General features: G+C 54.1%; 17 protein-coding genes and 1 tRNA gene. 8 read left to right on the forward strand and 10 right to left on the reverse strand.

Annotation, left to right across the window (positions count from 1 at the left end; translation table 11 throughout):
• Nucleotides 1-79: 79 nt before the first annotated feature.
• Entirely contained in the window at nucleotides 80-583 is a 504-nt protein-coding gene (locus G536_RS30655) for an acyl-CoA-binding protein (protein WP_022824011.1), read from the forward strand.
• 137 nt (nucleotides 584-720) lie between these two features.
• On the forward strand, nucleotides 721-2,706 hold the full coding sequence (locus G536_RS31810; RefSeq protein ID WP_084708603.1) for a peptidylprolyl isomerase: 1,986 nt from the start codon (nucleotides 721-723) through the stop codon (nucleotides 2,704-2,706).
• A gap of 89 nt (nucleotides 2,707-2,795) precedes the next feature.
• Here G536_RS31810 and G536_RS0112885 read toward each other — a convergent pair whose 3' ends face one another.
• Nucleotides 2,796-3,137 carry a cupin domain-containing protein gene (locus G536_RS0112885; RefSeq protein WP_022824013.1) on the reverse strand — a complete coding sequence of 114 codons (342 nt, stop codon included), beginning with the start codon at nucleotides 3,135-3,137 and terminating at the stop codon, nucleotides 2,796-2,798.
• A gap of 200 nt (nucleotides 3,138-3,337) precedes the next feature.
• Here G536_RS0112885 and G536_RS27695 point away from each other — a divergent pair, with 200 nt between their 5' ends.
• Complete coding sequence (locus tag G536_RS27695; protein WP_022824014.1) at nucleotides 3,338-4,177, forward strand: serine O-acetyltransferase; 840 nt, start codon at nucleotides 3,338-3,340, stop codon at nucleotides 4,175-4,177.
• 109 nt (nucleotides 4,178-4,286) lie between these two features.
• The gene (cysK, locus tag G536_RS0112895) at nucleotides 4,287-5,207 is read left to right on the forward strand and encodes a cysteine synthase A (RefSeq protein WP_026880134.1); all 921 of its coding nucleotides are present in this window, start codon (nucleotides 4,287-4,289) and stop codon (nucleotides 5,205-5,207) included.
• A gap of 156 nt (nucleotides 5,208-5,363) precedes the next feature.
• Here the strand turns inward: cysK and G536_RS0112900 are convergent.
• From G536_RS0112900 to G536_RS0112920, 6 genes are all read right to left on the reverse strand, one after another.
• Nucleotides 5,364-5,437, reverse strand: a tRNA-Ala gene (locus tag G536_RS0112900).
• Nucleotides 5,438-5,679: 242 nt separating this feature from the next.
• Nucleotides 5,680-6,216, reverse strand: a complete 537-nt coding sequence (locus G536_RS0112905; protein WP_022824015.1) for a hypothetical protein — start codon at nucleotides 6,214-6,216, stop codon at nucleotides 5,680-5,682.
• Between the two features lie 36 nt (nucleotides 6,217-6,252).
• Nucleotides 6,253-9,612 carry a TonB-dependent receptor gene (locus tag G536_RS0112910; protein WP_169515096.1) on the reverse strand — a complete coding sequence of 1,120 codons (3,360 nt, stop codon included), beginning with the start codon at nucleotides 9,610-9,612 and terminating at the stop codon, nucleotides 6,253-6,255.
• A gap of 354 nt (nucleotides 9,613-9,966) precedes the next feature.
• Nucleotides 9,967-10,767 carry a DUF4397 domain-containing protein gene (locus G536_RS31455; RefSeq protein ID WP_084708605.1) on the reverse strand — a complete coding sequence of 267 codons (801 nt, stop codon included), beginning with the start codon at nucleotides 10,765-10,767 and terminating at the stop codon, nucleotides 9,967-9,969.
• 29 nt (nucleotides 10,768-10,796) lie between these two features.
• Nucleotides 10,797-14,063, reverse strand: coding sequence for a TonB-dependent receptor (locus tag G536_RS0112915; protein ID WP_026880135.1), 3,267 nt, complete (start codon nucleotides 14,061-14,063; stop codon nucleotides 10,797-10,799).
• A 140-nt stretch (nucleotides 14,064-14,203) separates the two neighbouring features.
• A complete protein-coding gene (locus tag G536_RS0112920; RefSeq protein WP_245575819.1) occupies nucleotides 14,204-14,725 on the reverse strand; it encodes a C40 family peptidase in 522 nt (173 codons plus the stop codon).
• Between the two features lie 193 nt (nucleotides 14,726-14,918).
• On the opposite strand from G536_RS0112920, the gene G536_RS0112925 reads away from it, so the two are divergent.
• The 3 genes from G536_RS0112925 to paaE all read left to right on the forward strand — a co-directional run bounded on the left by G536_RS0112925 (nucleotide 14,919) and on the right by paaE (nucleotide 18,392).
• Entirely contained in the window at nucleotides 14,919-16,340 is a 1,422-nt protein-coding gene (locus G536_RS0112925; RefSeq protein WP_022824019.1) for an FAD-binding oxidoreductase, read from the forward strand.
• Between the two features lie 284 nt (nucleotides 16,341-16,624).
• Nucleotides 16,625-17,206, forward strand: a complete 582-nt coding sequence (locus G536_RS0112930; protein ID WP_022824020.1) for a TetR/AcrR family transcriptional regulator — start codon at nucleotides 16,625-16,627, stop codon at nucleotides 17,204-17,206.
• Between the two features lie 106 nt (nucleotides 17,207-17,312).
• Nucleotides 17,313-18,392, forward strand: a complete 1,080-nt coding sequence (gene paaE, locus G536_RS0112935; RefSeq protein ID WP_026880137.1) for a 1,2-phenylacetyl-CoA epoxidase subunit PaaE — start codon at nucleotides 17,313-17,315, stop codon at nucleotides 18,390-18,392.
• 104 nt (nucleotides 18,393-18,496) lie between these two features.
• On the opposite strand, the gene G536_RS0112940 is transcribed toward paaE, so the two are convergent.
• Nucleotides 18,497-19,549, reverse strand: a complete 1,053-nt coding sequence (locus tag G536_RS0112940; RefSeq protein ID WP_022824021.1) for a glycosyltransferase family protein — start codon at nucleotides 19,547-19,549, stop codon at nucleotides 18,497-18,499.
• Between the two features lie 266 nt (nucleotides 19,550-19,815).
• Between G536_RS0112940 and G536_RS0112945 the strand changes: the two genes are divergently transcribed.
• The gene (locus G536_RS0112945) at nucleotides 19,816-20,736 is read left to right on the forward strand and encodes a hypothetical protein (protein ID WP_157530608.1); all 921 of its coding nucleotides are present in this window, start codon (nucleotides 19,816-19,818) and stop codon (nucleotides 20,734-20,736) included.
• A 21-nt stretch (nucleotides 20,737-20,757) separates the two neighbouring features.
• On the opposite strand, the gene G536_RS0112950 is transcribed toward G536_RS0112945, so the two are convergent.
• Complete coding sequence (locus G536_RS0112950; RefSeq protein ID WP_022824023.1) at nucleotides 20,758-21,363, reverse strand: DUF4136 domain-containing protein; 606 nt, start codon at nucleotides 21,361-21,363, stop codon at nucleotides 20,758-20,760.
• Nucleotides 21,364-21,577: 214 nt separating this feature from the next.
• The gene (locus G536_RS0112955; RefSeq protein ID WP_022824024.1) at nucleotides 21,578-22,036 is read right to left on the reverse strand and encodes a GNAT family N-acetyltransferase; all 459 of its coding nucleotides are present in this window, start codon (nucleotides 22,034-22,036) and stop codon (nucleotides 21,578-21,580) included.
• Nucleotides 22,037-22,051: the final 15 nt, after the last annotated feature.

Genomic DNA, 22,051 nt, shown 5'->3' on the forward strand with positions numbered 1-22,051 from the left:
ATGTAGCGGAGGCACCTCGCAACCAAAGCCAAGCTAGGTTAGTACACAGTGCAGATTTCCACTCCTTAGCCACTCACTCATGAATCTTCAGGACAATTTAGACCTGCAAAAGCAGTTTGAAGCCGCCGTATCACGCGTAGACAACCTGCCCGGCGACAAGGCGGCGGCGCATATGAATGAGCTGTATGGCCTATACAAGCAGGCTACCGAAGGCGACCATGATGCCAAGCGCGACGAAGTAGGCGACGATACGCCCGACAACCCCAACGGCCCAAAAGGCATGTCGCAGGCCCAATGGGACTCCTGGAGCAAGTTTAAGGGCACCGACCAGGATGAAGCGCGCCGCCAATATGTGCAAAAGGTAACAGAATTGGCAGGCCCCGTTGGTGAGAAAACCAACGTTATTACCGGCAACGGCCAGCCCGCCACCGGCTCACAGGTGAACCCGCCTACTGAAGAAAACAGCACTACGGCCCGCCAGGCCAACACCGGACCCGGAATTTCGCAGGGTGGCCTGCAAGGCGACATTACGGCTGGCGCTCCGTATGGCGGCGAAGACCATCTAAAAGACGAGCAGAAGTAGCTGTTATTTTTTTGTTACTCCAGCCCGCTTCCACTTTTGGGAGCGGGCCGGTTTGCGTTTGGAAGGTTGGTAGACAAAGCAGATAGCTACTGCTTAGCAAAATAGAGCTGTTAGATTTTGGCTATTTTGGGCCAGCCATGACTCACTCCCCTTTCTCTGCTCGGCAGAAGACGCTGTATTACTTTGCGTGCGTATCGGTTGCTCTCTCATCGGGCTGTGCTTCTTCCAACGCACCCCAACTGCCGGTGGCAGCAACTACTGTTAATCAGTTTGATGATGCCACGTACCGTTTGATTGCCACGGCGCAGGATGAGCGCAACACCACAGCCCTGCTGCCTTACCTTACGCACTCCGAAGCTCGTTACCGGCAGGCGGCAGCGTTGGCGCTGGCCTCGGTGCAGGATAAAATGGCGACGTCTGGCTTGCAGCCTCTGCTAACTGATGCCGACCCCGCCGTGCAACAAGCAGCCGCTTATGCCCTTGGGCAAACCGGCGACAGTACGGCAGTGGCGGCCTTGGCTACCCGGCTTTCAGCTACGCCTACAACCGGGCAGCGCTACTTTTTCGAGGCGCTGGGCCGTTGTGTCACAGCCACCTCACTACGGCAGCTAGTACGCGCCAGCGTTAGTTCTACGGATACGGCCGCGTTGTCGGGCCAAGCGTGGGGGCTGCTGCGGGCCGGTATCCGCGGGGTAACGTCGGAGTCGGCCGTGAGCCGGGCGGTAGCGCTGCTAGACCAGCAGCAGCCACTGGCGGCGCGGCGCGGGGCAGCTTTCACACTGGCCCGAACTCCGCGCCTCGACTTGACGCTCTATCAAACGGCCCTCACCACCGCTACCACCGACCCCGACGCCATAACGCGAGCCGCGGCAATTACTGCGCTGGGCAAAGTAAAAAATCCAGCCATTGCTCCTGCGCTCGTAGCCTTGGCGCGGCGTGACCCTGATTTCCGCGTACGGATAAGTGCCTTGCGGGCCATGAATGCCACCATGTACGGTCCCGTGAAGGAAGCGGCATGGGAAGCCACCACCGACCGCAGCGGCCAGGTTGCCGTTACGGCCGCCGAGTTTTTTCTGGCCCACGCCAGCGGGGAACAGGGCACACTATTTCTGGAAAAAGCCAATAAGCTCAGCAACTGGCGGGTACGAGCCACCCTGTTGGCCACGGCACTAAAGCTGGGGGGCACGGAGCGCGGAGCCATCCGCACGGCTATTGAACAACGCTACACCGCTGCCTCCGATCCGTATGAGAAAGGCTACTTACTGAAAGCGCTTGGTGAAGACCCGGCCGCGTACGAGCTTGTGCAGCAGGCCACCTTTGCCGCCGGGCAGCCACTGGTAATCGGCTCGTACGGCATAGAGGCTTTAGTGGCGATGCGCCGCCTCCCCAACTTCCCGGCAACGCAACACGCAGCCTTTGCCCTCACTGTCCGCCGGGCCATGGCCAGCGGCGACGTAACGTTAATGACTACGGCTGCTGAAGCCTTGCGCGACCCCAAGTTGAATCTGCGCCGCCTGCTGCCCGACTTTGGTTTCATTACCACCGCCCGCGACAAGTTGGTAATGCCCCGCGACCTAGAAGCTTGGCAGGCCCTACAACAAACGCTCGACTACCTGAACGACAAACCGGCTACTCCTACGCCCGTTGCCAAAGCCGCCAGCCATCCTATTGATTGGGGTTTGGTGCGCACCATTCCCGCTCAGCAGCGGGTGTTGCTTACGACCAGCAAAGGCGACATCACCATGCAATTGCACGTAAACGATGCGCCCGGCTCGGTGGCCAGTTTCGTGGAATTGGTGCGGCAGGGTTTCTACAACGGCAAGACCTTCCACCGGGTAGTACCCAACTTCGTAGCACAAGGCGGCTGCCCCCGTGGCGACGGTTCTGGCAGCACTGACTATAATCTTCGTTCCGAATTTGGAGATTTGCGTTACGGCGAGGGCGCCGTGGGGCTGGCCTCGGCTGGCAAGGACACCGAAAGCTGCCAGTGGTTTATCACCCACGCTCCTACCCCCCATCTTGATGGGCGCTACACCATTTTCGCTCAGGTAGTGCAGGGCATGGATGTAGCTCAACGGCTCGACATCGGCGATAAAATAGTGCGAGTAGAGTTGGTCCGTTAAGCAAGTTGCCAGCTAAGTGATATCAGTTACCTGCACTTAGGCAAAACTGATATCACTCAACTGGCAATTAATGATGCTCAATCAGGCACCTACTTGTCGTCGCGGCCGTGGGCTTGGGCGGGGGGCGAGGTGGCTTCTACGGCCGAAAAACTCTCCAGAATCTTATAAGTGTGCGAGGCGCCCTTGGGTACCACCCACGAATTGCCGGGCTCCAGCACTACCACTTGGCCTTCGGAATGCAACTCTGCCCGGCCTTTCAATACGTATCCTACAGTTTCGTAGGCGCGGCTGGTAGGTTCTTTTGGCTCACCAGGTTCCTCGTTTTCCCAGAGGCGCATGGATACGTGTACGCCGGAGGCTAGGTATTTTTCGCCGTCGTCGCCCTTAGGTGAATGAGCGGAATCAACTTTTGTGATGGTGGTATCAGCCATGGAATGGTTGCGTAGAGAAATGAAGGAAGGAAATAAGACGTCTTCAACAAAAGACTAGCTTTCCTAACGCGTACCAGGCAGTTGCGGTTACTGATTCCTTTGGTCAGAACTTTCCGTGGCATGGGCAGTTGACCTATACTGTGGCCGTTGCCGGCCCTGCTACTTCTGTCCGCTGCCTGGCTGACCTTGCCTACTTACTTATGTCTTTTTCTGCTGATACTCCTTTTGTGCGCGCGTTGGTGCGGGCACACCAGCAAGCTGCCACACCGCTACCTGGCCTGGCCTTTTGCCAGCTGGCCGAGCAGATATTGGAGCTGCTATTTCCGGAGCGCGCCCCTAAACCTATCGTCCGGCCTGATGCCATAGCCGCTACCCTCAGCCAGCTTCAAACTGACTTGGCCTCCCTGCTTATGCGCGTATCTATGCCCGCCGCACCGGCTGCCGTAGCCGCCGAGTTTATTGGCCGCCTTCCTTCTCTGCGAGAGATGCTGCTCTACGATGCTGCTGCCATACTAGCGGCCGACCCAGCCGCGCAGGGCACCGAGGAAGTTATTGCCACTTACCCCGGCTTTTACGCCACTGCTATGCACCGGCTGGCCCATGCCCTGCATCAGTTGCAGGTGCCGCTCGTGCCACGCCTCATCAGCGAATACGCGCATCAGCTCACCGGCATTGATATTCACCCCGGCGCTAGAATCGGCACTTCGTTCTGCATCGACCACGGCACTGGTATTGTGGTAGGCGAAACCACTGTTATTGGGGCCAATGTAAAGATATTCCAAGGTGTGACCTTGGGCGCTTTGAGCGTGAACAAAGATTTGCAAGGCATCAAGCGCCACCCCACTATCGAAGACCACGTGGTGCTGTACGCCGGAGCAACCATTCTGGGCGGCAACACGGTAGTAGGCAGCCATAGCATCATCGGCGGCAACGTGTGGCTCACCGAAAGCGTCCCTTCTCATTCCCGCGTATACCACCGGGCCCAAATCCACGTCACTCGCACCGAAGACCCTACTGAGGGCCTGACTTTTTCTATTTGAAAATAGTTGAATTGCTTACTTGCTAAATGGTTGATTCTTTGAGCATCGTTTGGCTTTTCAAGCAATTCTACGTCGGCATTTTAACAATCAAAACCGTTAATCCAAATCCATGAAAGCCCATTCCATTCTGGACACCATCGGCAACACGCCGCTATTACGCCTCAACAAACTTTTCGCCCAGCGCCCCGACGTGGAAGTATGGGTGAAGCTGGAACGCGCCAACCCTGGCGGCAGCATCAAAGACCGGATTGCCCTGAGCATGATCGAGCAGGCCGAGCAAGATGGTATCCTGAACTCCGATAGCCTGATTGTAGAACCAACTTCCGGCAATACTGGCGTCGGGCTGGCTATGGTGGCCGCCGTGAAGGGCTACAAAATAACGCTGGTTATGCCCGAGTCGATGTCGATTGAGCGGCGCCGCCTGATGGCCGCTTACGGGGCCAACCTGGAGCTTACGCCGCGGGAGAAGGGCATGAAAGGCGCCATCGAGAAGGCCCACGAAATTGTGCAGAGCACGCCCGGCGCCTGGATGCCCATGCAGTTTGAGAATCCCGCCAACATCAAAGTACACGCCGAAACCACCGCTCAGGAGCTGCTACGCGACGTTCCCGAAGGCTTCGATTACCACATTACCGGCGTAGGCACCGGCGGCCACATTACTGGCGTCACGGAGGTATTGAAGCCGTTGTTCCCCAACATGAAAACCTTCGCCGTAGAGCCAGAACTGTCGCCGGTTATCAGCGGCGGTGCCCCTGGCCCCCACCCCATTCAGGGCATCGGCGCGGGCTTCATTCCTGCCAACCTGCACCGCGACGTTCTGGACGGCGTAATTCAAGTTTCGCAGCAAGACGCTTTCGATATGGCGCGCCGCGCCGCTCGTGAGGAAGGCATCTTTATGGGTGTATCGTCCGGCGCCTCGCTGGCCGCCGTTGCCCAGAAGCTCGACGAAATGCCTCAGGGCAGCCGCGTCCTTACCTTCTGCTACGACACCGGCGAACGGTACCTATCGGTAGAGGGCTTGTTTGTGTAGCTGAGATTCTGCCAGCTTCTAAGCTTTTACTGTAAACAGAAAGGGCTTGCCATCTGGCAAGCCCTTTCTGTTAATGACGGCCCATAGCAGGACCTCGCGACTGGCAAAATGCAAGGCATAAAAAAAGCCCAACCGAGTAGGTTAGGCTTTCAAACGTGGAGAATATCGGAGTCGAACCGATGACCTCTTGCATGCCATGCAAGCGCTCTAGCCAGCTGAGCTAATCCCCCGTTTCTGGTGCTCATTCGCCGCTTGCGTTAGAGTGGGACAAAAGTACGGCTAGATATCGGTTTGGCAAGGCCAAAGCCGCTTTTTTTCCACCCAATAACGCAACGTGCATAAAGTCAACTACAAAAAATACGGAAGTAGTATCACCTAGACCTTTAACATGGCTTCGCTCCAACTCTATTACACACAAAAACGCCCGCCACCTTTCGGTAGCGGGCGCTTACACGATTCTCAGCTACTGCTTTTAAAAAGCATAAGCAGCTACGTTCGTATCCAGTTGAGTAGTGAAAAACCCACCGGTAGCGGAAGCTGTGCGAGAGAAGTTTGTACCCTGATGGGTAACAGTGGCTTTGCTCGCACCATTTATCACTACCGAAGCTGTTAGGCGCTGTGAGTTGGCCCTACGACCTGGGCGGTTGGTAGTTCTCAGTACCAGCCGAATACCTGTGCTTGGCGTATTCTCACTTACCGTTACGTTGGTGGCTACTGTGAAAGGTTGCGGGCTGGCAAAATTGGTAGTGGTAAATGCTGGAACCGTGGCTGTAGTAATGGGCGGGTAGCTCAATGTACCATCCGCATTAGTTGTTGGAGTCAGTACGTACACATTTAACTGCGGATTCTGCAAGGTCGTATCGTTGGCGATAGTGCTAGCAGTCTGCGCGTAGGTTATCGTTACGGTTTGGGCCGTGCGCGTTGCGCGAACTGGGGCCGGGTCGGTGCTTATTTCCGAGCAGGAAGCTAATACCAGACCCGCGAGAAGGGCGAAAAACAGATTTTTCATACTACAAAATGATTACGGATTCGAAGTCGGCTAGCACTAGTTGAAGGTATAGCGCAGACCCAGTTGAATGCGGTAACGCGAAGATTCCGTCGTCACGTAGCGGTTTGTTACGTTCAGCGTTTGCACACTGGCAGTTGTGGTGCCATCAGGGAATACCGTGCGCGAGTTCACGATAGGGTTGAAGTTGAACCGCGGCTGGCCCGAGGCTTGGTCGTAATCCACGAACGAAAGCGGCGAGTTGCGCTGCTGCGTCTGGCCAACACCCCAATTCGAATTGATCAGGTTGCCAATGTTGAACACATCAAGGCTGAATTGCAAGGTGTTCCGGTTTTTACCGATGTTGGTGAATACGTCCTGCAACAGGCGCGCATCTACGAATGCAACCCATGGTAGTACCGCGCCATTGCGCTCAGCAATTTCGCCCCGGTGCTTGCCCAGGTAATTGTCCTGACCGATGTAGTTGTCTAGGTCGATCCACTGCTGATCAGCAGTGTAGATGGTCTGCTGGGGGGTGCCACTGAACAGGGTCAGGTTGGTAAGATTGATTTCGCTACGAGTACGCGGAATGTACATCAGGTCGTTGTTGCCCACGTTGTCACCATTCATGTCGCCGTTGTACACATAAGAGAACCGCCCATTAGGGCCGAGGTCCAGAAAGCCCGAAATAGTAGTAGCCAAGTGGCCTAGGTACTCTTTGCGGTATGAAACCGAGGCAACTACGCGGTGCTGACGCAGGAACTCAGAGTACCCCAACTTGTTAGCGTTCGGATCGTCGGAAATAGGACGGGCCGACCACAACGAGAACGGAGTGGAGCCGCCGATACTTACGTCGCGCGAATCGGTGTAAGTGTAGGCCAAGCTGGCCGAAACACTATTGCTGAAAGTCTTCTGCAATTGGCCGGTTGCGCTGTAAGAATAGCCTTTATCGGTGTTACGCATTACAATAGCACCATCAGTATTCACAATTTTTGGGCTAACCTGGAACGAGCGGGTGTTCAGGGCGCCGGGCAGACGGTAGATAGGGCGGTTGTCGGCACCAGCAGCACGCGCCTGCGGGTTGGGCAGGTTCACGTTGTCGAAATACACCGCGTTGATGTCTTTGGTGAATATAGCGTCTAAGGTGAATACCACGTCGCCGGGCAGGCGCTGGTCGATACCGATGTTGGTACGCCACACCTGCGGAAACTTGAAGCCCCGCTCGGTTACCGCCAGGTTGTAGGTGGCAGGTAGCGTAGTTTGGTTGATGTTGGCATTAGGGTTTAGGTATCCGGCCGTAGGGTTGAACGGCTGCGCTAATGGATTGGCGCTGGTTACTCCATTGTTGGTTATTGTACCGTTCACGCTGTACACTCCACCCAACAGGCCGTTGTTGCTGGCTTGATTGGAAATCCATACGAATGGTACCCGGCCGGTGAAAATGCCTGAACCACCGCGCAACTGTGTTTTGCCATCGTTGTTTACATCCCAGTTGAAGCCAATCCGGGGAGAGAACATCACCGAGGTTTTTTGTACTTGATCCGTCAGGATTTGATAATCGTTGCGGAAACGGATGCTGGCTGCATCTTCATTGCGCTGCAAATCACTCAGAATGATAGGAATATCAACGCGTAGGCCGGTAGTCACTTTCATGTTCGGCAGCACGTTCCATTCATCCTGGGCGTAGAAGCCAAGTTGAGCAGCTTTGGTTTCGGCCAGCGGATACTCTAAGCCAGGGTTGCTGTCATTAACGTTGAGTCCATAACGAACTGTGTAGTTATTGGTAGCCGATGCTAAAGCACCACCGCTACGAGGCGTAACGGCCAATGTACTTAGGTTGTAATCGTACCCAGCCGAGTTATAGAAGTCAGTAAGAGAGTTGAACCGGTAGCGGCCATACAAGTCAGGCGCAAAACCGTTAGCAAATTTGTAGTACTCGTTATAAGTACCCAGCGTAAACGTATGCTTACCTACCGTCTTGGTGATGTTGTCCGACAGTTGATAGATGTCTGAATTCAGCTTGTTGATCGGCGTGAAGAGTTCGTAACCAAACGACGTAAACTCATTGCCATTAGCACCTGGCCCGTTGGCATTGTAGAGAATATCAACAAACGGAAACGGCGACCCACCCAACGAAGTGCGGAAGTCACGCTGAGCGGTGAAACCAGCTTGCAATTGGTTGGAGATGCCATTGCCAAATGTGGAGTTCAATTCAGCAATAAACGAATTCAGGTTATTGTTGATGCGGTAGTATGAGGCCAGGAAAGGCAGCGTGTTCGTCGACATGCTGCGCCCACCCGTTACTGTTGGCGAACCCGAGTTAGAAGGGGGCACGTCACGGTATGATTTCAAGTAGTTATACTTGATAGAAAAGGTGTTGGTGCGGTTGATGTTCCAGTCAATCTTAGCAGTAATCTTATCGGAGTTCTGCTTCAACTCGTAGTTTTCGTAGGCCCCGGTGCTGTAACCGTAAGTGGTTTGCAGAAAATCTGACAATACGTCAAGTTCGGAGGCGCTGGCGGCAGATGTATTGCTGCCTGGACCTGGTATGGGCCGACCTGAGCGGTTGGCTACGAAGGTACCTGGTGGATCGTCGCGGCGCTCACCTTCCACACTAACAAAATAGAAGAGTTTGTCCTTAATGATTGGCCCACCTACGCGTGCGCCAAGCTGGTTTAGCTTAAACTCAGGGAACGGCTGATTGATGTCGCGCACTTTGTCGCCTACTAGGTCGTTGGAACGGTGAAAACCATAAACCGAGGCCGAAATATCGTTGGTACCGGAACGGGTAACGGCATTAATACCAGCGCCAGTAAACGAACCCTGCCGAACGTCGAACGGCGCAATGCTCACCTGGATTTCCTGAATAGCATCAAGGGAAATAGGCTGTGCGTTGGCTTGGCCGCCTACAGTACCGCTTAGGCCAAATGAGTTGTTGAAAATAGCACCGTCAATAGTAACGTTGTTGAAGTTGCCATTACGACCGCCAAAGCTGGTACCAGTACCTGAGGCCTGAGGCGTCAGACGGGTGAAGTCGGCAAACGAGCGACTTAACGAAGGCAGGCGCTCGATTTGTTCCCGCTGTACGCTCGTAGCAGCACCGGTCCGGCCAGAGTTGATAACCGGGTCGCGGCGACCAGAAACAGTTACCTCATTCAGTTGCTGCGTCGATTCGCTTAGGTTGATATCCAAGCGTTGATTCTGCCCAAGCGTCAGGAAGATGCCTTCACGTGTTACGTCCTGATAGCCTACAAAGGTGATACGGACTGTGTAAGGGCCACCCACCCGCATGTTCTGGATGTTGAAGCGCCCTTCCGAGTTGGTTGGTGCTACATACTGAGTGTTTGTAGGCGTATGCACCGCAATAACGGTAGCACCAGGTAAACCAGAGCCATCCTTATCGGTAATGACCCCGTTCATAGCCGATGTTGTAGCACCCTGTGCCCATGCCTGCTGGGCGGACAAAACCACTAGAAGCAGGTATAGAATTTGACGGTAAAAACTGTTTTTCATGTGAAGTAGTTGATGAAACCCAACTACAAAAGTAATAGGCATGCACACTATTCTGATGTTATTAAAATATTATTAAAACTCAATAATTTATATTATGCGCTTGGTTATTGCAGTTAATACTTAGTACAGGCACGCAATGAAATACGGCTCTAAAAACTCATAGAAGACTTTCTTTATAAGCTGGACAGGGCACAAAAAAAGCGAGTGGAGAATACTCCACTCGCTTTTTTTGTGCCCTAATTAGATAAACTAGCTGCGCAACTAGTTGTGCAACACAGTTGATACGCCTAACGGAGTAGTGGTAGATCCAGCTACACCCCGCACATACAGTGTGTAGATTTTACCAGCAGTAAATGTCAAAGCTTGCCCTGTTCCTGCAAGTGGAGTAGTAGCAGCACTCCGAACATCTACTGTGTAACTACCAGCATCTACCTCTGTGAAGTTTGCATAATTTGTAGACGTTGCTGTAGTTCCATTATTAGTTAGCCGATAGGCTCGTGTAGGCACTGCTGAAAACAATGAGGCTTGCGTTACGGAATTAAAAATCCCATAAGTACCAGACGAAGAAAGATTTACAAAGCGAATTTTAGCTTTGTTAGCCGCTGGAGCGGCTAAGTTGTCGTTCAGTACAATGGCACGAACACCACCTAGATCAGTACCAGAACCAGCCCTCGTTGGAGCATCGGTTGAAAATACAGTGTAAGAGCTACCGGCCGCAAATTGCTGGCGGACTACACCAGGTAACACATTACCGCTGGCATCTTTAACGTTGTTCGGCACAACAACTCCAACCTGACGCAGACCTACTGGTACTTGTAAATAGCCAGTAGATGGCGAGCTTAAATACGACACCGTTTGGTTAACAGATGCGTTATCAACGGTAATGGTAGCAGCTTGCGAACCAGGAGAAGCATTTACTACTAATACACGAGCCGAAGACAAAGTGGTAGTAGTTTCTGGTTTAGGAGTATCGTACTCTGGATCATCACAACCAATCAATACACCAGCTACTGAAGTAGCCAATGTTAGTTTGGTGAAAAGCGAGACAAAGGAAAATTTCATGAGACGGTGCTTTTAACTAAACTGACTGATTAGAACAGGTAACGAACACCAAACTGAGCCTGCCAACGAGAATTAAGCTGCTGAATTTGGTAGGCTACCGTTGGGGCAGTATTCGCGTTGGCACCGTAGCTGAAAGTAGGACGACCAGTAGTACCGTTCTCTAAGCCCTGATAACGCAGCAAACCATAGTTGCCATTCGATACAGAGTAGTCACGGCCCCAATCTTTACTCAAGAGATTACCGAAGTTGATAACGTCAACCGACAGCTGAATGGTGTGGTTTTTCTCGCCAATCTTCGTGTAGATATCCTGTAACAAACGCACGTCGATGCGGTGCTGCCAAGGCGTACGGGCACCGTTACGAGCGGCATACTCGCCGCGGTGCTCTTTCAGGTAATCATCGTTCTCAATGAACGTATTCAATTCATTCCAAATCTGATCAACAGTCCGACGGTCGTTTACGCCGTCCGTTACTAGCACAATTTCGCTCTGGTTGCGCGGAATGTAAATCAGGTCGTTGGAATTGCTGGTGAAAGCGCCGCCATCATTGTTGATGTCGCCCCCGTAGTAGCTGTAGGAGAAGGGCGAACCCGACTGACCATTATAGAATGCCGAAACGGTAGTAGCGAAGTGGCCGGCGTACTCTTTGCGGTAAGAGAATGAACCGATAGTCCGGTGACGCAAATCGAAGCTGGAATAAGACAGCGGCAGGTTGTTAGGATTACCAGCGTGTGGGTTGAATTCCCAGATAGAAACGGCCGTGGAGCTAGTGCCTGAGTATAAGTCGCGCGACTGACCGTAGGTGTAAGCCGCCGTAGCGGACAGGTTGCTGTTCACTTGCTTCTTCAACTCACCCGTGATGCTGTACTGATACCCCTTGTCGGTGTTGGTCAGATAAATCACGTTGTTGAAGTCGCGGCCGTTGCGGTAGCGGTTGGAGTTACCGTTGGTAGTACCGGTAGGATATACTGGGCGACCATCACCTAATAGTACCCCTGTTGGATTTACCAGGTTTATATCCTGCGGCAGAACATCGTTCAGTGTCTTAGAGTAGATACCTTCCAGCGTGGCTACAATGCCGCCGGGCAGCAGATAGTCGATAGCAACGTTGGTCCGTACCAACTGCGGGTTACGGAAATCTTTGTCAGTTACTGCAATACTACCTTTTGCGGCCGATGCCGGAGTGCTGCTGATCTGGTCACGCACTACACCGTAATTGTTGCTCAATCCCAAGCCAGCGGCAGGGCGCACCGTGCTGTTGTTGGTATCATAAGTAGCGAAGTCAACCCCTGTATTGCCGTACTGGTTGGAAATCCACACGTAGGCCGGACGGCCGGTGAAGATGCCAACGCCGCCGCGCAACTGTAGACTCTGGTTTTTGCGAACATCCCAGTTGAAACCAATCCGAGGAGATATCTGCAACCGGGATTTAGGTACCCGATTTGTTTTAACATCGTACGCGCTACCCAGCGCGGAAGCCACTGCGAAGGTGGAATCGACACGGCGGTTATAAGAAGGTGTGTCAAAGTAAACCGGTAGATCAAAACGTACACCTGCTGTGAGACGTAGTGTTTCTGTTACGTTGTACTCATCCTGTACATAGGCGCCAAATTGAGCCGCGCCAAACTTAGCCGTTGGCTTGCCACCAGGCAAAGCAAAGTTCTGGCGGTAGCGGAAACCAGTACCAGTTACTGTATTATTTATAAAAGCATCAATGCTCGGGAAGTCGTAACGACCTTGGGTACTTTGCACAAACAGGTTATCGAAACGGAAAATTTCGTTGTTTGTACCTATAGTAAACACGTGCTTACCAGCGAAGATGTTGAAGTTGTCGGTAATTTCCAGAATGTCTTGGTCTAGGCGGTTAGCAACCGAACTAAATTCAGAGCCTGCCGAGATGGTAGCGTTATTCTGGGTGATGGTAATAGAGGGAAACAGGCTGCCCTGCGTTGTACGGCTGTCACGAATAGCTGAGTAGCCAACCAGCAAGTTGTTAGCATAGCGGTTGCCAAAACGGCTTTTCAATTCCGCTACCGTCGAGTTGGTCTTGCTCAGGAACTGGTAGCCGTTGTTACCAAAACGGAAGAAAGTCAGGCCCCGCGAAATGTTGTCGTCTGAAGCATTAACGAAGTTATGACGCAGCGTAAGCTGATGATTCTGGCTGATGTTCCAGTCCAAGCGGGCAAACGCCTTATCGCTACGGGTTTCGGCATTAATATCGCCTACTGCGCCAGCATCATAACCGTATTCGAGCAGTTTATTGGAGATGCGCTGAAGGTCTTCCGTGCTTACGAATTTTACTAGGTCTGAAGCGCTACTATTGGCATCAATTTCACGCTGACTACCCGTACGGAACAGCAATGGCGCGCTACGGCGCGCAATTTCCCCATTCACGAAGAAGAACAGCTTATCTTTGATGATGGGACCACCCAAACGGAAGCCAGTCTGGTAATCGTTGAACTTAGCCAATTTGGTGCGGTTGCCAGCGGCATCAGCCGTTGGGCTCTTGCCAGCCGTATTCTGGTTCCGGCCAAAAGCAAAGGCCGAACCCGAGAATTCGTTGGTACCGGAACGCGTTACGGCGTTGATACCGCCACCGCTGAAGCGGCCCTGCCGTACGTCGTAAGGAGCAAGTACCACTTGAAATTCCTGGATAGCATCCAACGAAATAGGGTTGGTACCAGCCTGACCGCCTGGAGCGCCCGAGCTACCCAAACCGAACAAGTCGTTGTTGGAGGCACCATCAATTTGTACGTTGTTGAAACGGCCGTTACGGCCGCCCAGCGAGTTGCCGTTGGCTTGGGGCGTCAGACGCGTGAAATCCTGGAAGCTCCGCGAGATGGTAGGCAGCCGCTCGATTTGTTCGCGGTTCACTGTAGTAGCGGCACCGGTGCGGCCAGCATTGATGGTTGGATCTTTCGTAGCCGTTACCGTTACGCCTTCCAGTTGCGTGGTAGTTTCACTTAGGTTCAAGTCCAAGCGCTGGTTTTGACCCAAGCTCAGGAAAATACCTTCCCGAGTGATATCCTGATAACCAACAAACGTTACGCGTACAGTGTAAGGACCACCTACGCGCATGTTTGGAATGTTGAAACGGCCTTCCGAGTTAGTCGGCGCTACGTATTGGGTGTTAGTGGGAGTGTGCACTGCAATAACAGTAGCACCTGGCAAACCATCACCTTGCTTATCGGTGATGACCCCGTTCATGGCCGATGTAGTTGTACCCTGGCTCCAGCCTGTGTGTGCAGCAAGCAGGAGCAGCAGCATATACATACTGCGCAGTAGTATTTGTCTCATATAATTGGAAAAAGGTGAAAAAGCTGTTCTGAAAGAAGCCGCAAAAATACTGCACTGTTTCCGCTACTGTATCACCTTATGGTTACCGATTTTGCAATTCCAAGCAACTAATAAGAATAATACAGCAGCGAACCGAAATCCTACAACGGCGGCCGCACCGCTTTTATGAAGCGGCTCAAATAGTAATCTGTTTCCAAGCTATTTTCGATTACCCCTGATGAGCTGGAGGAATGAATGAATTGCACTCCTTCCGGGGTGGCTTCCGTCACGAGGCCCACATGGGTAATAGTGCTGCTACCCGGCGACGCGCCGAAGAACAGTAAATCGCCGGCTTTCAGATCCTGGGGCCTGACGGGGTTGCCCCATAGGGCCTGCTCGTTGCTGGAGCGCGGAATGGGCACATCAATGGCAGCAAAAGCATTATAGAGTAGGCCTGAGCAGTCCATACCCTGGCGGGTGGTACCACCGTACCTATAAGGAGTACCTTGGAAGGAGCGGGCCGTTTCAATAACTGTTACCATCTCGCGGCTAGCGTTCAGAGGCGTGCTGCTCCGCTTGGTTACAATCTTGGCCCGGCCGGTGGGGGTTGTTGTTTTGGTTTTGGCCTTGCTAATGGGCGCCCGGCCCCGGCGGTTACGCTCAGCAGCCTTTATCCGGGCCATGTCGCGCGCCGAATAGTACCGGCCATTGCGGTAGTTTACCTTTCTGGAACTGCCACAACTGGTCATTCCTACTACTAGCGCCAACATTAATAGTGGCCACCAAAAACGTCTGTAGGTTGAATGATGTACCTTCGTCATGTATTCCCGCATTGGGTCAAAGATACGCGAATCAGCGTTAATGCTTCCTCCGTCAATGAATTATCAAGCCCTTACCCCCGAGCTGGTCGTTGCCTTCGAGGCCATTGTTGGACCAGCGCACGTTCTTACGGCAGCCCGCGCCGAAGCCACTGCCACCGCCGACGCCTACTCCGACTACGGCCGCGACCATACCGAGGACCTGCACTTCGCCCCAGATGTGGTGCTGCGCCCCGGTAACGCCGAAGAGATAAGCGAGATTGTACGGCTGTGTCACGAGCACCATATTCCGGTGACGGCGCGGGGCGCGGGCACGGGCCTGAGTGGTGGGGCGCTGCCGGTACATCATGGTGTAGTACTGAGCACCGAACGACTCAACCGCATCATTCAGATTGACGAGCGGAACCTGCAAGCCACCGTGGAGCCCGGCGTAATAAACGAGGTGTTTCAGAACGCGGTGAAGGAAGTAGGCTTGTTTTACCCGCCCGACCCGGCCAGCAAAGGCAGTTGCTCGTTGGGTGGCAACCTGGCCCACAGCAGCGGCGGCCCTAAAGCCGTGAAGTACGGCACCACCCGCGACTATGTGCTGAACCTGCAAGTGGTGTTACCCACCGGCGAAATTATCTGGACGGCGGCCAACACACTGAAAAACTCCACCGGCTACAACCTCACCCAGCTGCTGGTTGGCTCGGAAGGCACGCTCGGCATCATCACCAAAGTAGTGTTCCGACTCCTCCCCTACCCGCAGCATAACATCCTGATGCTGGTGCCCTTCCGGCAGACGGAGCAGGCGGCCGAGGCAGTTTCGGCGGTGTTCCGAGCAGGCATTATCCCGTCGGGGATGGAGTTTATGGAGCGTGAGGCCATTGCCTGGTCATCCGACTACCTCAAAATTCCACTCACGCTACCTGAGGATATTCACGCGCATTTACTGATTGAATTAGACGGCCAGGACCTCGACCAGCTTTATAAAGAAGCCGAGCAGGTGTATGGCGTACTCGAAAATTACGATGTAGACGAGATTCTGCTGGCCGATACGGCGGGCCAGAAAGACGACTTGTGGCGTATTCGGCGCAACATCGGTAATTCGGTGCGCTACAACTCGGTGTATAAGGAGGAAGACACCGTAGTACCCCGTGCCGAATTGCCAACGCTACTTAAGGGCGTGAAGGAAATCGGGGCGCGTTACGGATTCAAGAGCGTATGCTACGGCCACGCCGGCGACGGTAACCTGCACGTTAACATCATCCGGGGTGAGCTAAGCGACGAACAATGGAATGTAGGTCTGCGCCAGCCGATTTCCGAGATATTCGAGCTGTGTGTGAAGCTGGGCGGCACCATTTCCGGTGAGCATGGCATTGGGCTGGTGCAGAAAGGCTACATCGGCATCGCGCTAAAAGAAACCAACCTGAACCTGATGCGCGGCATCAAACAGGTATTCGACCCCCACGGCATTCTGAATCCTGGCAAAATATTCTAAGCCGGTTTTCAGTACTACGCTTTGCTTGTCCCCCACCGAAAAACTGTTTTCGGTGGGGGATTTGCATTTCAGCTAGGCCGTACGAACGGAAAACGGCAAAACGCCGTGTTGCGCTTGCCAGCTAGTTGCTTTCGGCCTGTCTCACAATGCGTCCGTCCATAAACTAACGTTTGTTAGTTTTTATAGTAGCTTTGTTTTCTCCGGAAATCCTGCCGCTCTGCACAAGGCCGCTGTAGGGTCTCCGTCCGCACCGAACTCCTCTCCCACCCTGACACTTCCCACCAATGGCCAAACGGGGTAAGATCAATCAGCGCCAACGAATTCTGGAAGAAGCTGCCAAGCTCTTCAAAGCTAAAGGCTTCGCTGGCACCTCCATGCGCGACCTGGGCGGGGAGGTGGGCATGGAAGCAGCCAGCATTTACAACCACGTCAGGTCCAAGGACGAAATCCTGGAGAGTATCTGCTTTTACGTGTCCGATACGTATGTGTCACAGCTGGCTGAAGTGGAGCAAACTGCCACTTCCTACAAAGACAAAATCCAGGTTCTAATTCGGCAGCACATCCGGCTGATGCTGGAAGACGGCGCAGCCGTATCGGTGGCCAACAACGACTGGAAGTACCTGACTGGCGACAAGCTCACGGCTTTCAAAGACGCGCGCAAACGATATGAGCACGGTTTTGCAGCACTCATTGAGCAGGGTATTGCGGCCGGCGAGTTGCAACCCGTCAACGTGTCGGTGGCGCTGTTCACTATCCTGTCGGCGGTGCGCTGGGTGGAGCTGTGGTATCGGCCGGGCCGGGGCGTATCCGCCGAGGAGCTGGAGCAGAACATCCTCACGATGCTGCTGAATGGCCTGGCAGTTTAGCAGGCGGCTAGAGCTTCACTGACATAGCCCTGTCACGTAGCTACCAACATTGCCTTCCCAAACAAGAATAAAAAGCTAGCAGCCATCAGCTAATAGCTCACACAACATGAGTCGTTTTCATAAGCTAAAAATCAAGCGGATTCAGCGGGAAACGCCCGATTGCGTGACACTAGCGCTGGACATGCCCGCCGAACTGGCCGACACGTTCCGGTTCACGCAGGGCCAGTACCTCACGTTTCGGCGCGAGCATAACGGCGAAGAACTGCGCCGCTCCTATTCTATATGCAGCAGCCCGCTGGATGGCGAGTGGCAGGTGGCTATCAAAAAGGTGCCCGAAGGACGGTTTTCGTCGCTGGCCGTGGAAAATTTGCGAGTAGGTGACGAGTTGGAGGTGATGCCGCCGGCCGGACGCTTCTCCACCGATTTGCACCCCGCCAATGCCAAGCACTATGTAGCCTTTGCGGCAGGCAGCGGCATTACGCCGGTGTTTTCCATCATCAAGACTATTCTGCTGACCGAGCCCAAGAGCCAAGTAACGCTGATTTATGGTAACCGGGGCCGCAACTCCATCATTTTCAAAGAAGCCATTGAGGCCCTAAAAAACAAGTTTTTGCGGCGACTGAGCGTGTACCACATTCTGAGCCGCGAGCAAAACGACACCGACCTGCTGTTTGGCCGCATTGATGAAGATAAAACCCGGCAGTTTCTGGAGAAGCTGCTGCCCGCCAGCCAGATTGACGAGTGCTTTATCTGTGGGCCAGAAGAAATGATTCAGGGTGTGCGGGCTGCTCTTACCAGCGCCGGTGTGCCCGCCAACCGTATCCACTTCGAGATGTTCACTGCGGCGGGCAGCCACAAAACCCCGACGGGCCCCGCCAAACCGCACCTCGGCGGCACCGATGATAAGCACAGCCAGGTAACAGTGCAGCTCGATGGCAGCACACGGGTGCTGGAAATGTCGTACTACGGCGACACGGTGCTGGATGCGCTGCTGGAAACTGGGGCTGACGCACCGTATTCGTGCAAAAACGGTATGTGCAGTACCTGCCGGGCCCGCGTTACGCACGGCACCACCGAAATGGACGTGAATTACTCCCTCTCCGACACTGAAGTGGCCAAGGGCTACATCCTCACTTGCCAGGCCCGTCCTACCTCAGAGCAGGTAACCGTGGATTTCGACCAATAAAGCGTTTAAGCACTTGATATACAGCTATACAAGGCTGTATAAATGGCACTTCCATTAAAGCTCATTGATCATCGGCAAGCTTGGAATGACAGCTTTATGAGTGGCTACAAACCCGCCAGCAAGGCATCTAGTTGCCGGAATAGCAGTTCGTTACCGTCCTGGCTGTAGCTGGTCAGGGCCGTTTCAAAACCGGTCAGGTCATAGAGAAAAGCTTTGAGGTTGTCGGCGGTCAGGGCCGGGAAGTGGCGGCCGTAGCCGAGCTTCTCCACTTCGGCGGCGTTAAGAAACTGCTCGAACTGCGCTGGAATGGGAATGGCGCAGATGGGCTTGTGCAGGAACACCGCTTCGCTGATAAGCGAAAAGCCACCGTTGGTGATGATGGCGCGGGCGCTGGCCAGGTCCTCAATAAATCCCTGCTCACTGAAAGCCTTCAGCTGCACGTTGCCATGGTTCTCCTCCTTATTGAATCCGTACACCCGAAACTCCTGCTTCGGCAGGTTTTGCAGCAGCGGCACTAGGTTGCTTTGGGTGGTAGCCGACTGATACACTAATACGTGCGTACCCGTAGTTGGCTGCGCGGCCAGAATTTCGGGGCGGATAATAGGTGGCACCAGTGTGGTATTGGGCTTGCTAAGGGGCAGCGGGAAAAACGTGGTAACAAAGTAGTGCTGACTGCGCGGCAGCTTGGCCCGCACAATCTGCCGCGCCACTTCCAGGTTGCCGTATTCGGCGGGCGGCACCACCACATCCAACCGGGCCCGGCTGATAACCTGCATATTGTCGATGCTGATTACAGGCAGACGCTTGGATTTGGCGAACAGGTAGCTGAACGACTCGAAGTCGGATATCACCACGTCGAACTCCACGCCGAAGAACATTTCACGGTACTTCCGGAAGTTGACGACCAGGTTTTCTGGGGCGGTGCGCAGGGTGAGAGCGGCAGTGCGCAGCTTGGAAACGGTCAGTTCCCGATAGGCTAGATGGAAGCCCCGGATTTCGTGTACGCGGCCCGGAAATGTGCGTGCTAGCAGTTGATAAGCCCGTGAGCTGCTCACCACCTGCACCTTGTGCCCGGCCTCCAGCAAGTGCTGAATAACTACTTTGCTGCGTGTAGCGTGGCCCATTCCTTCGCCGGGCACTCCGTATAAAATGTTCATGGTTGTGAGCGGTTAATCTGCAAGCTGACCTATGAAGCCGTGAAATAACAACTTCGCTCGGAACTCCGCCACTGCTATCAGCCTAAGGCCCTTGGGTGCTTGCTCAGCACGAGCTGCTCCACGGTGAGTGCTACGCTTACTTAACTATTATTCTAAGCGCACAAGTAGTAAGCCCCGGGACCTGCGGTTGGTTTGCATGGTAGATTACTTACTTTCGGCGCGGTTTTAGTGAAGCGCCTCTCGATTTCCTTTTTCTTATTGCCTGTATGTTCTGGTTTTCTTCTTCTAGCCGAGTTGTTGCCTTGGCTTTGGCTACGGCCACGCTATTTGCCGGTGCCTGCACCGCCCCCCGTACCATCGTCAGCACGGGCAAGGTGACCCCAAAAGGCGAGTTTCGGGCGGGCGGCAACCTGGCCTTCAACGTGGCCACCGAAACCATCAGCAAAACCGGCTCGGCCCTGAAATCGGCAGCAGAGGCAACCGTACGGAAAGACACCATCGGTTATTCAGGCACCATCGATAATCTGCAGGTGGCCGCCCTGGCTTATGTCCTCGACCCGGTGCGCCCCTCCTCCGACTTATATATTCGCTATGGCGCCCTCGACCGGCTCGATGTAGGCTATAAATATGCCTTTGGCTCGCACGTATTTGATGCGGCTTACCAATTTCTGGGGCCTACGGGCACGGTAGAGCGGCCTGGCGGACCGGCGGGCGCTACCTACGCCAGCATCGGGCTACAATTTGCTACCCAGCGGGCCAGCCTGCCCAGCCTGCCGTTTCTAGATAATATCGACGACATTCTGGGCTTCCGGGCCTCGCGGCAGGATATTATAATCCCACTGGTTTTCAGCCACTCTTTGGGGGCGGAAGAGGAAATCGGGGCTATTTCGTACGGCGCGGTGTACACGCACACGTTCATGCGCTATGGCTTCGAGCCAAATAAAATTTTCAATGGCGGGGTGAAGGTGCCGGTGCTGCTGGAGCAGAAGGTGAATTTCCCGTCGTTTGGGGCCTTCGTCAATGCTAAGCTGGGCTATCGATACGTGTATTTTATTCCTTCCCTTGGCATTTACTATCAGAAATACGGCAACTACCAACTGCTCAACAACAAAACGGCCAGCCTGAGCGGGCTGACCGTTGTACCAAGTGTGGGCGTACAGTTTCGGATACCATCGAGCCGGCGGTAGCACCAGCGGCGTTACGTAAGGCTATTCGCCGCTGGGCTGGCTATTGCCTTCCAGGTAGCCTTGCGTGAACACGCGGTATTGGTCGAAAATGGAGCGGACGGAGCGGCGGAGCACTAGCTCGCCCTGCGTACCGTTGGGTACCGTTACGCCGGAAGCATAGCCGTTCCAGACGGCGCGGTTGGTGCGGTTATCAATCAAGGTGATAAGCAAGGTACCTTCAGCCAGGAGCATCCGTACGGGCTGGTAGCCGGTGCGCTGCTCGGCGGGCGTTTCATCGTCCTCAATCTTTTCTTCGTTCACCCAGCGCGCAATGTCTTCCTGGGCGTAGCCGCGGAAGCGCATGTCACCCTCGTATACCCGGAAATTGACCAGCAGGTCGGGGCGGCGCTTGCTGGGTTTATAACCTTGCACCTTCATGCGGGTACGGATGGCGTCGCGCAGCACTTCCCCCAGCTTGCTGGAGTCGGCGGCCAGACCGTCGCCGGTTACGAACTCATACGTGCGGTAGCGCCGGAACGCACCAGCATAACTGTAGTCAGACTCGATACGGGCCTCGCGCGCCGCAAAGCAGCCGGATAAGGCCACGGCCAGAGTGGAACCAACGAAAAGAGTAGAAAGCAGTTTCATATAAAGCTGAAAAGTGGGAGGGAATCACCGGCTTTAAGTTACGAAACAATTTAAAGGTTAGATGCTGGGAGTCAGCGGGAACCTCGCTTATTTTTCCTCTCACTGCATTGACTATTCGCTTAGCTGAACAGTTTTGCCAAGGAGCTTGAATTGGTGGTGGCTGGCTTTTTAATCAGCCGCCTCCGGCCCAGTGAAGTAGCAGGCCAGGCGCGGATTACTTTAGCTGTTTTTCCAGCACAATAGCGAGTCCATGAGTGCCCTGTACAGTGCCTACCACGTCGAAACCTTGCCGCAGATTTAGAAGCAGCATAGCCCGCCAGCGGTTATAGGTTTGGGTGCGGATGCAGTGGTAACCTTGTTGCCGGCACCACGCGTGCTGCTGTTGCATCAACCTCTGGGCAATACCGCGCGCCCGAAAATCGTCGTGCACGCCGCCCAACCAGCTATAATAGTGCCCCGGTTTACGCTCGTACCCCACCTTGCAGCCAACCACCTGCTCGCCGGCTAAAGCCAGCCAAATTTGTAAGGTGCCGCGCTGCTGCTGATAGGTTATATCCGCTTCCAATTCTTCGGTGGTACTTTCCAGAGCAGCGCTCAGCAGCGCCAGCACTGTCTGGCGTAGCGGCCCTAGCGCGGGCAGTTCTGGCAAAAACGTATAGTCTATGCTTTCCATAAGCCGCGAATATAA

The sequence above is a fragment of the Hymenobacter norwichensis DSM 15439 genome (genome assembly GCF_000420705.1).
Classification (GTDB): Bacteria; Bacteroidota; Bacteroidia; order Cytophagales; family Hymenobacteraceae; genus Hymenobacter; species Hymenobacter norwichensis.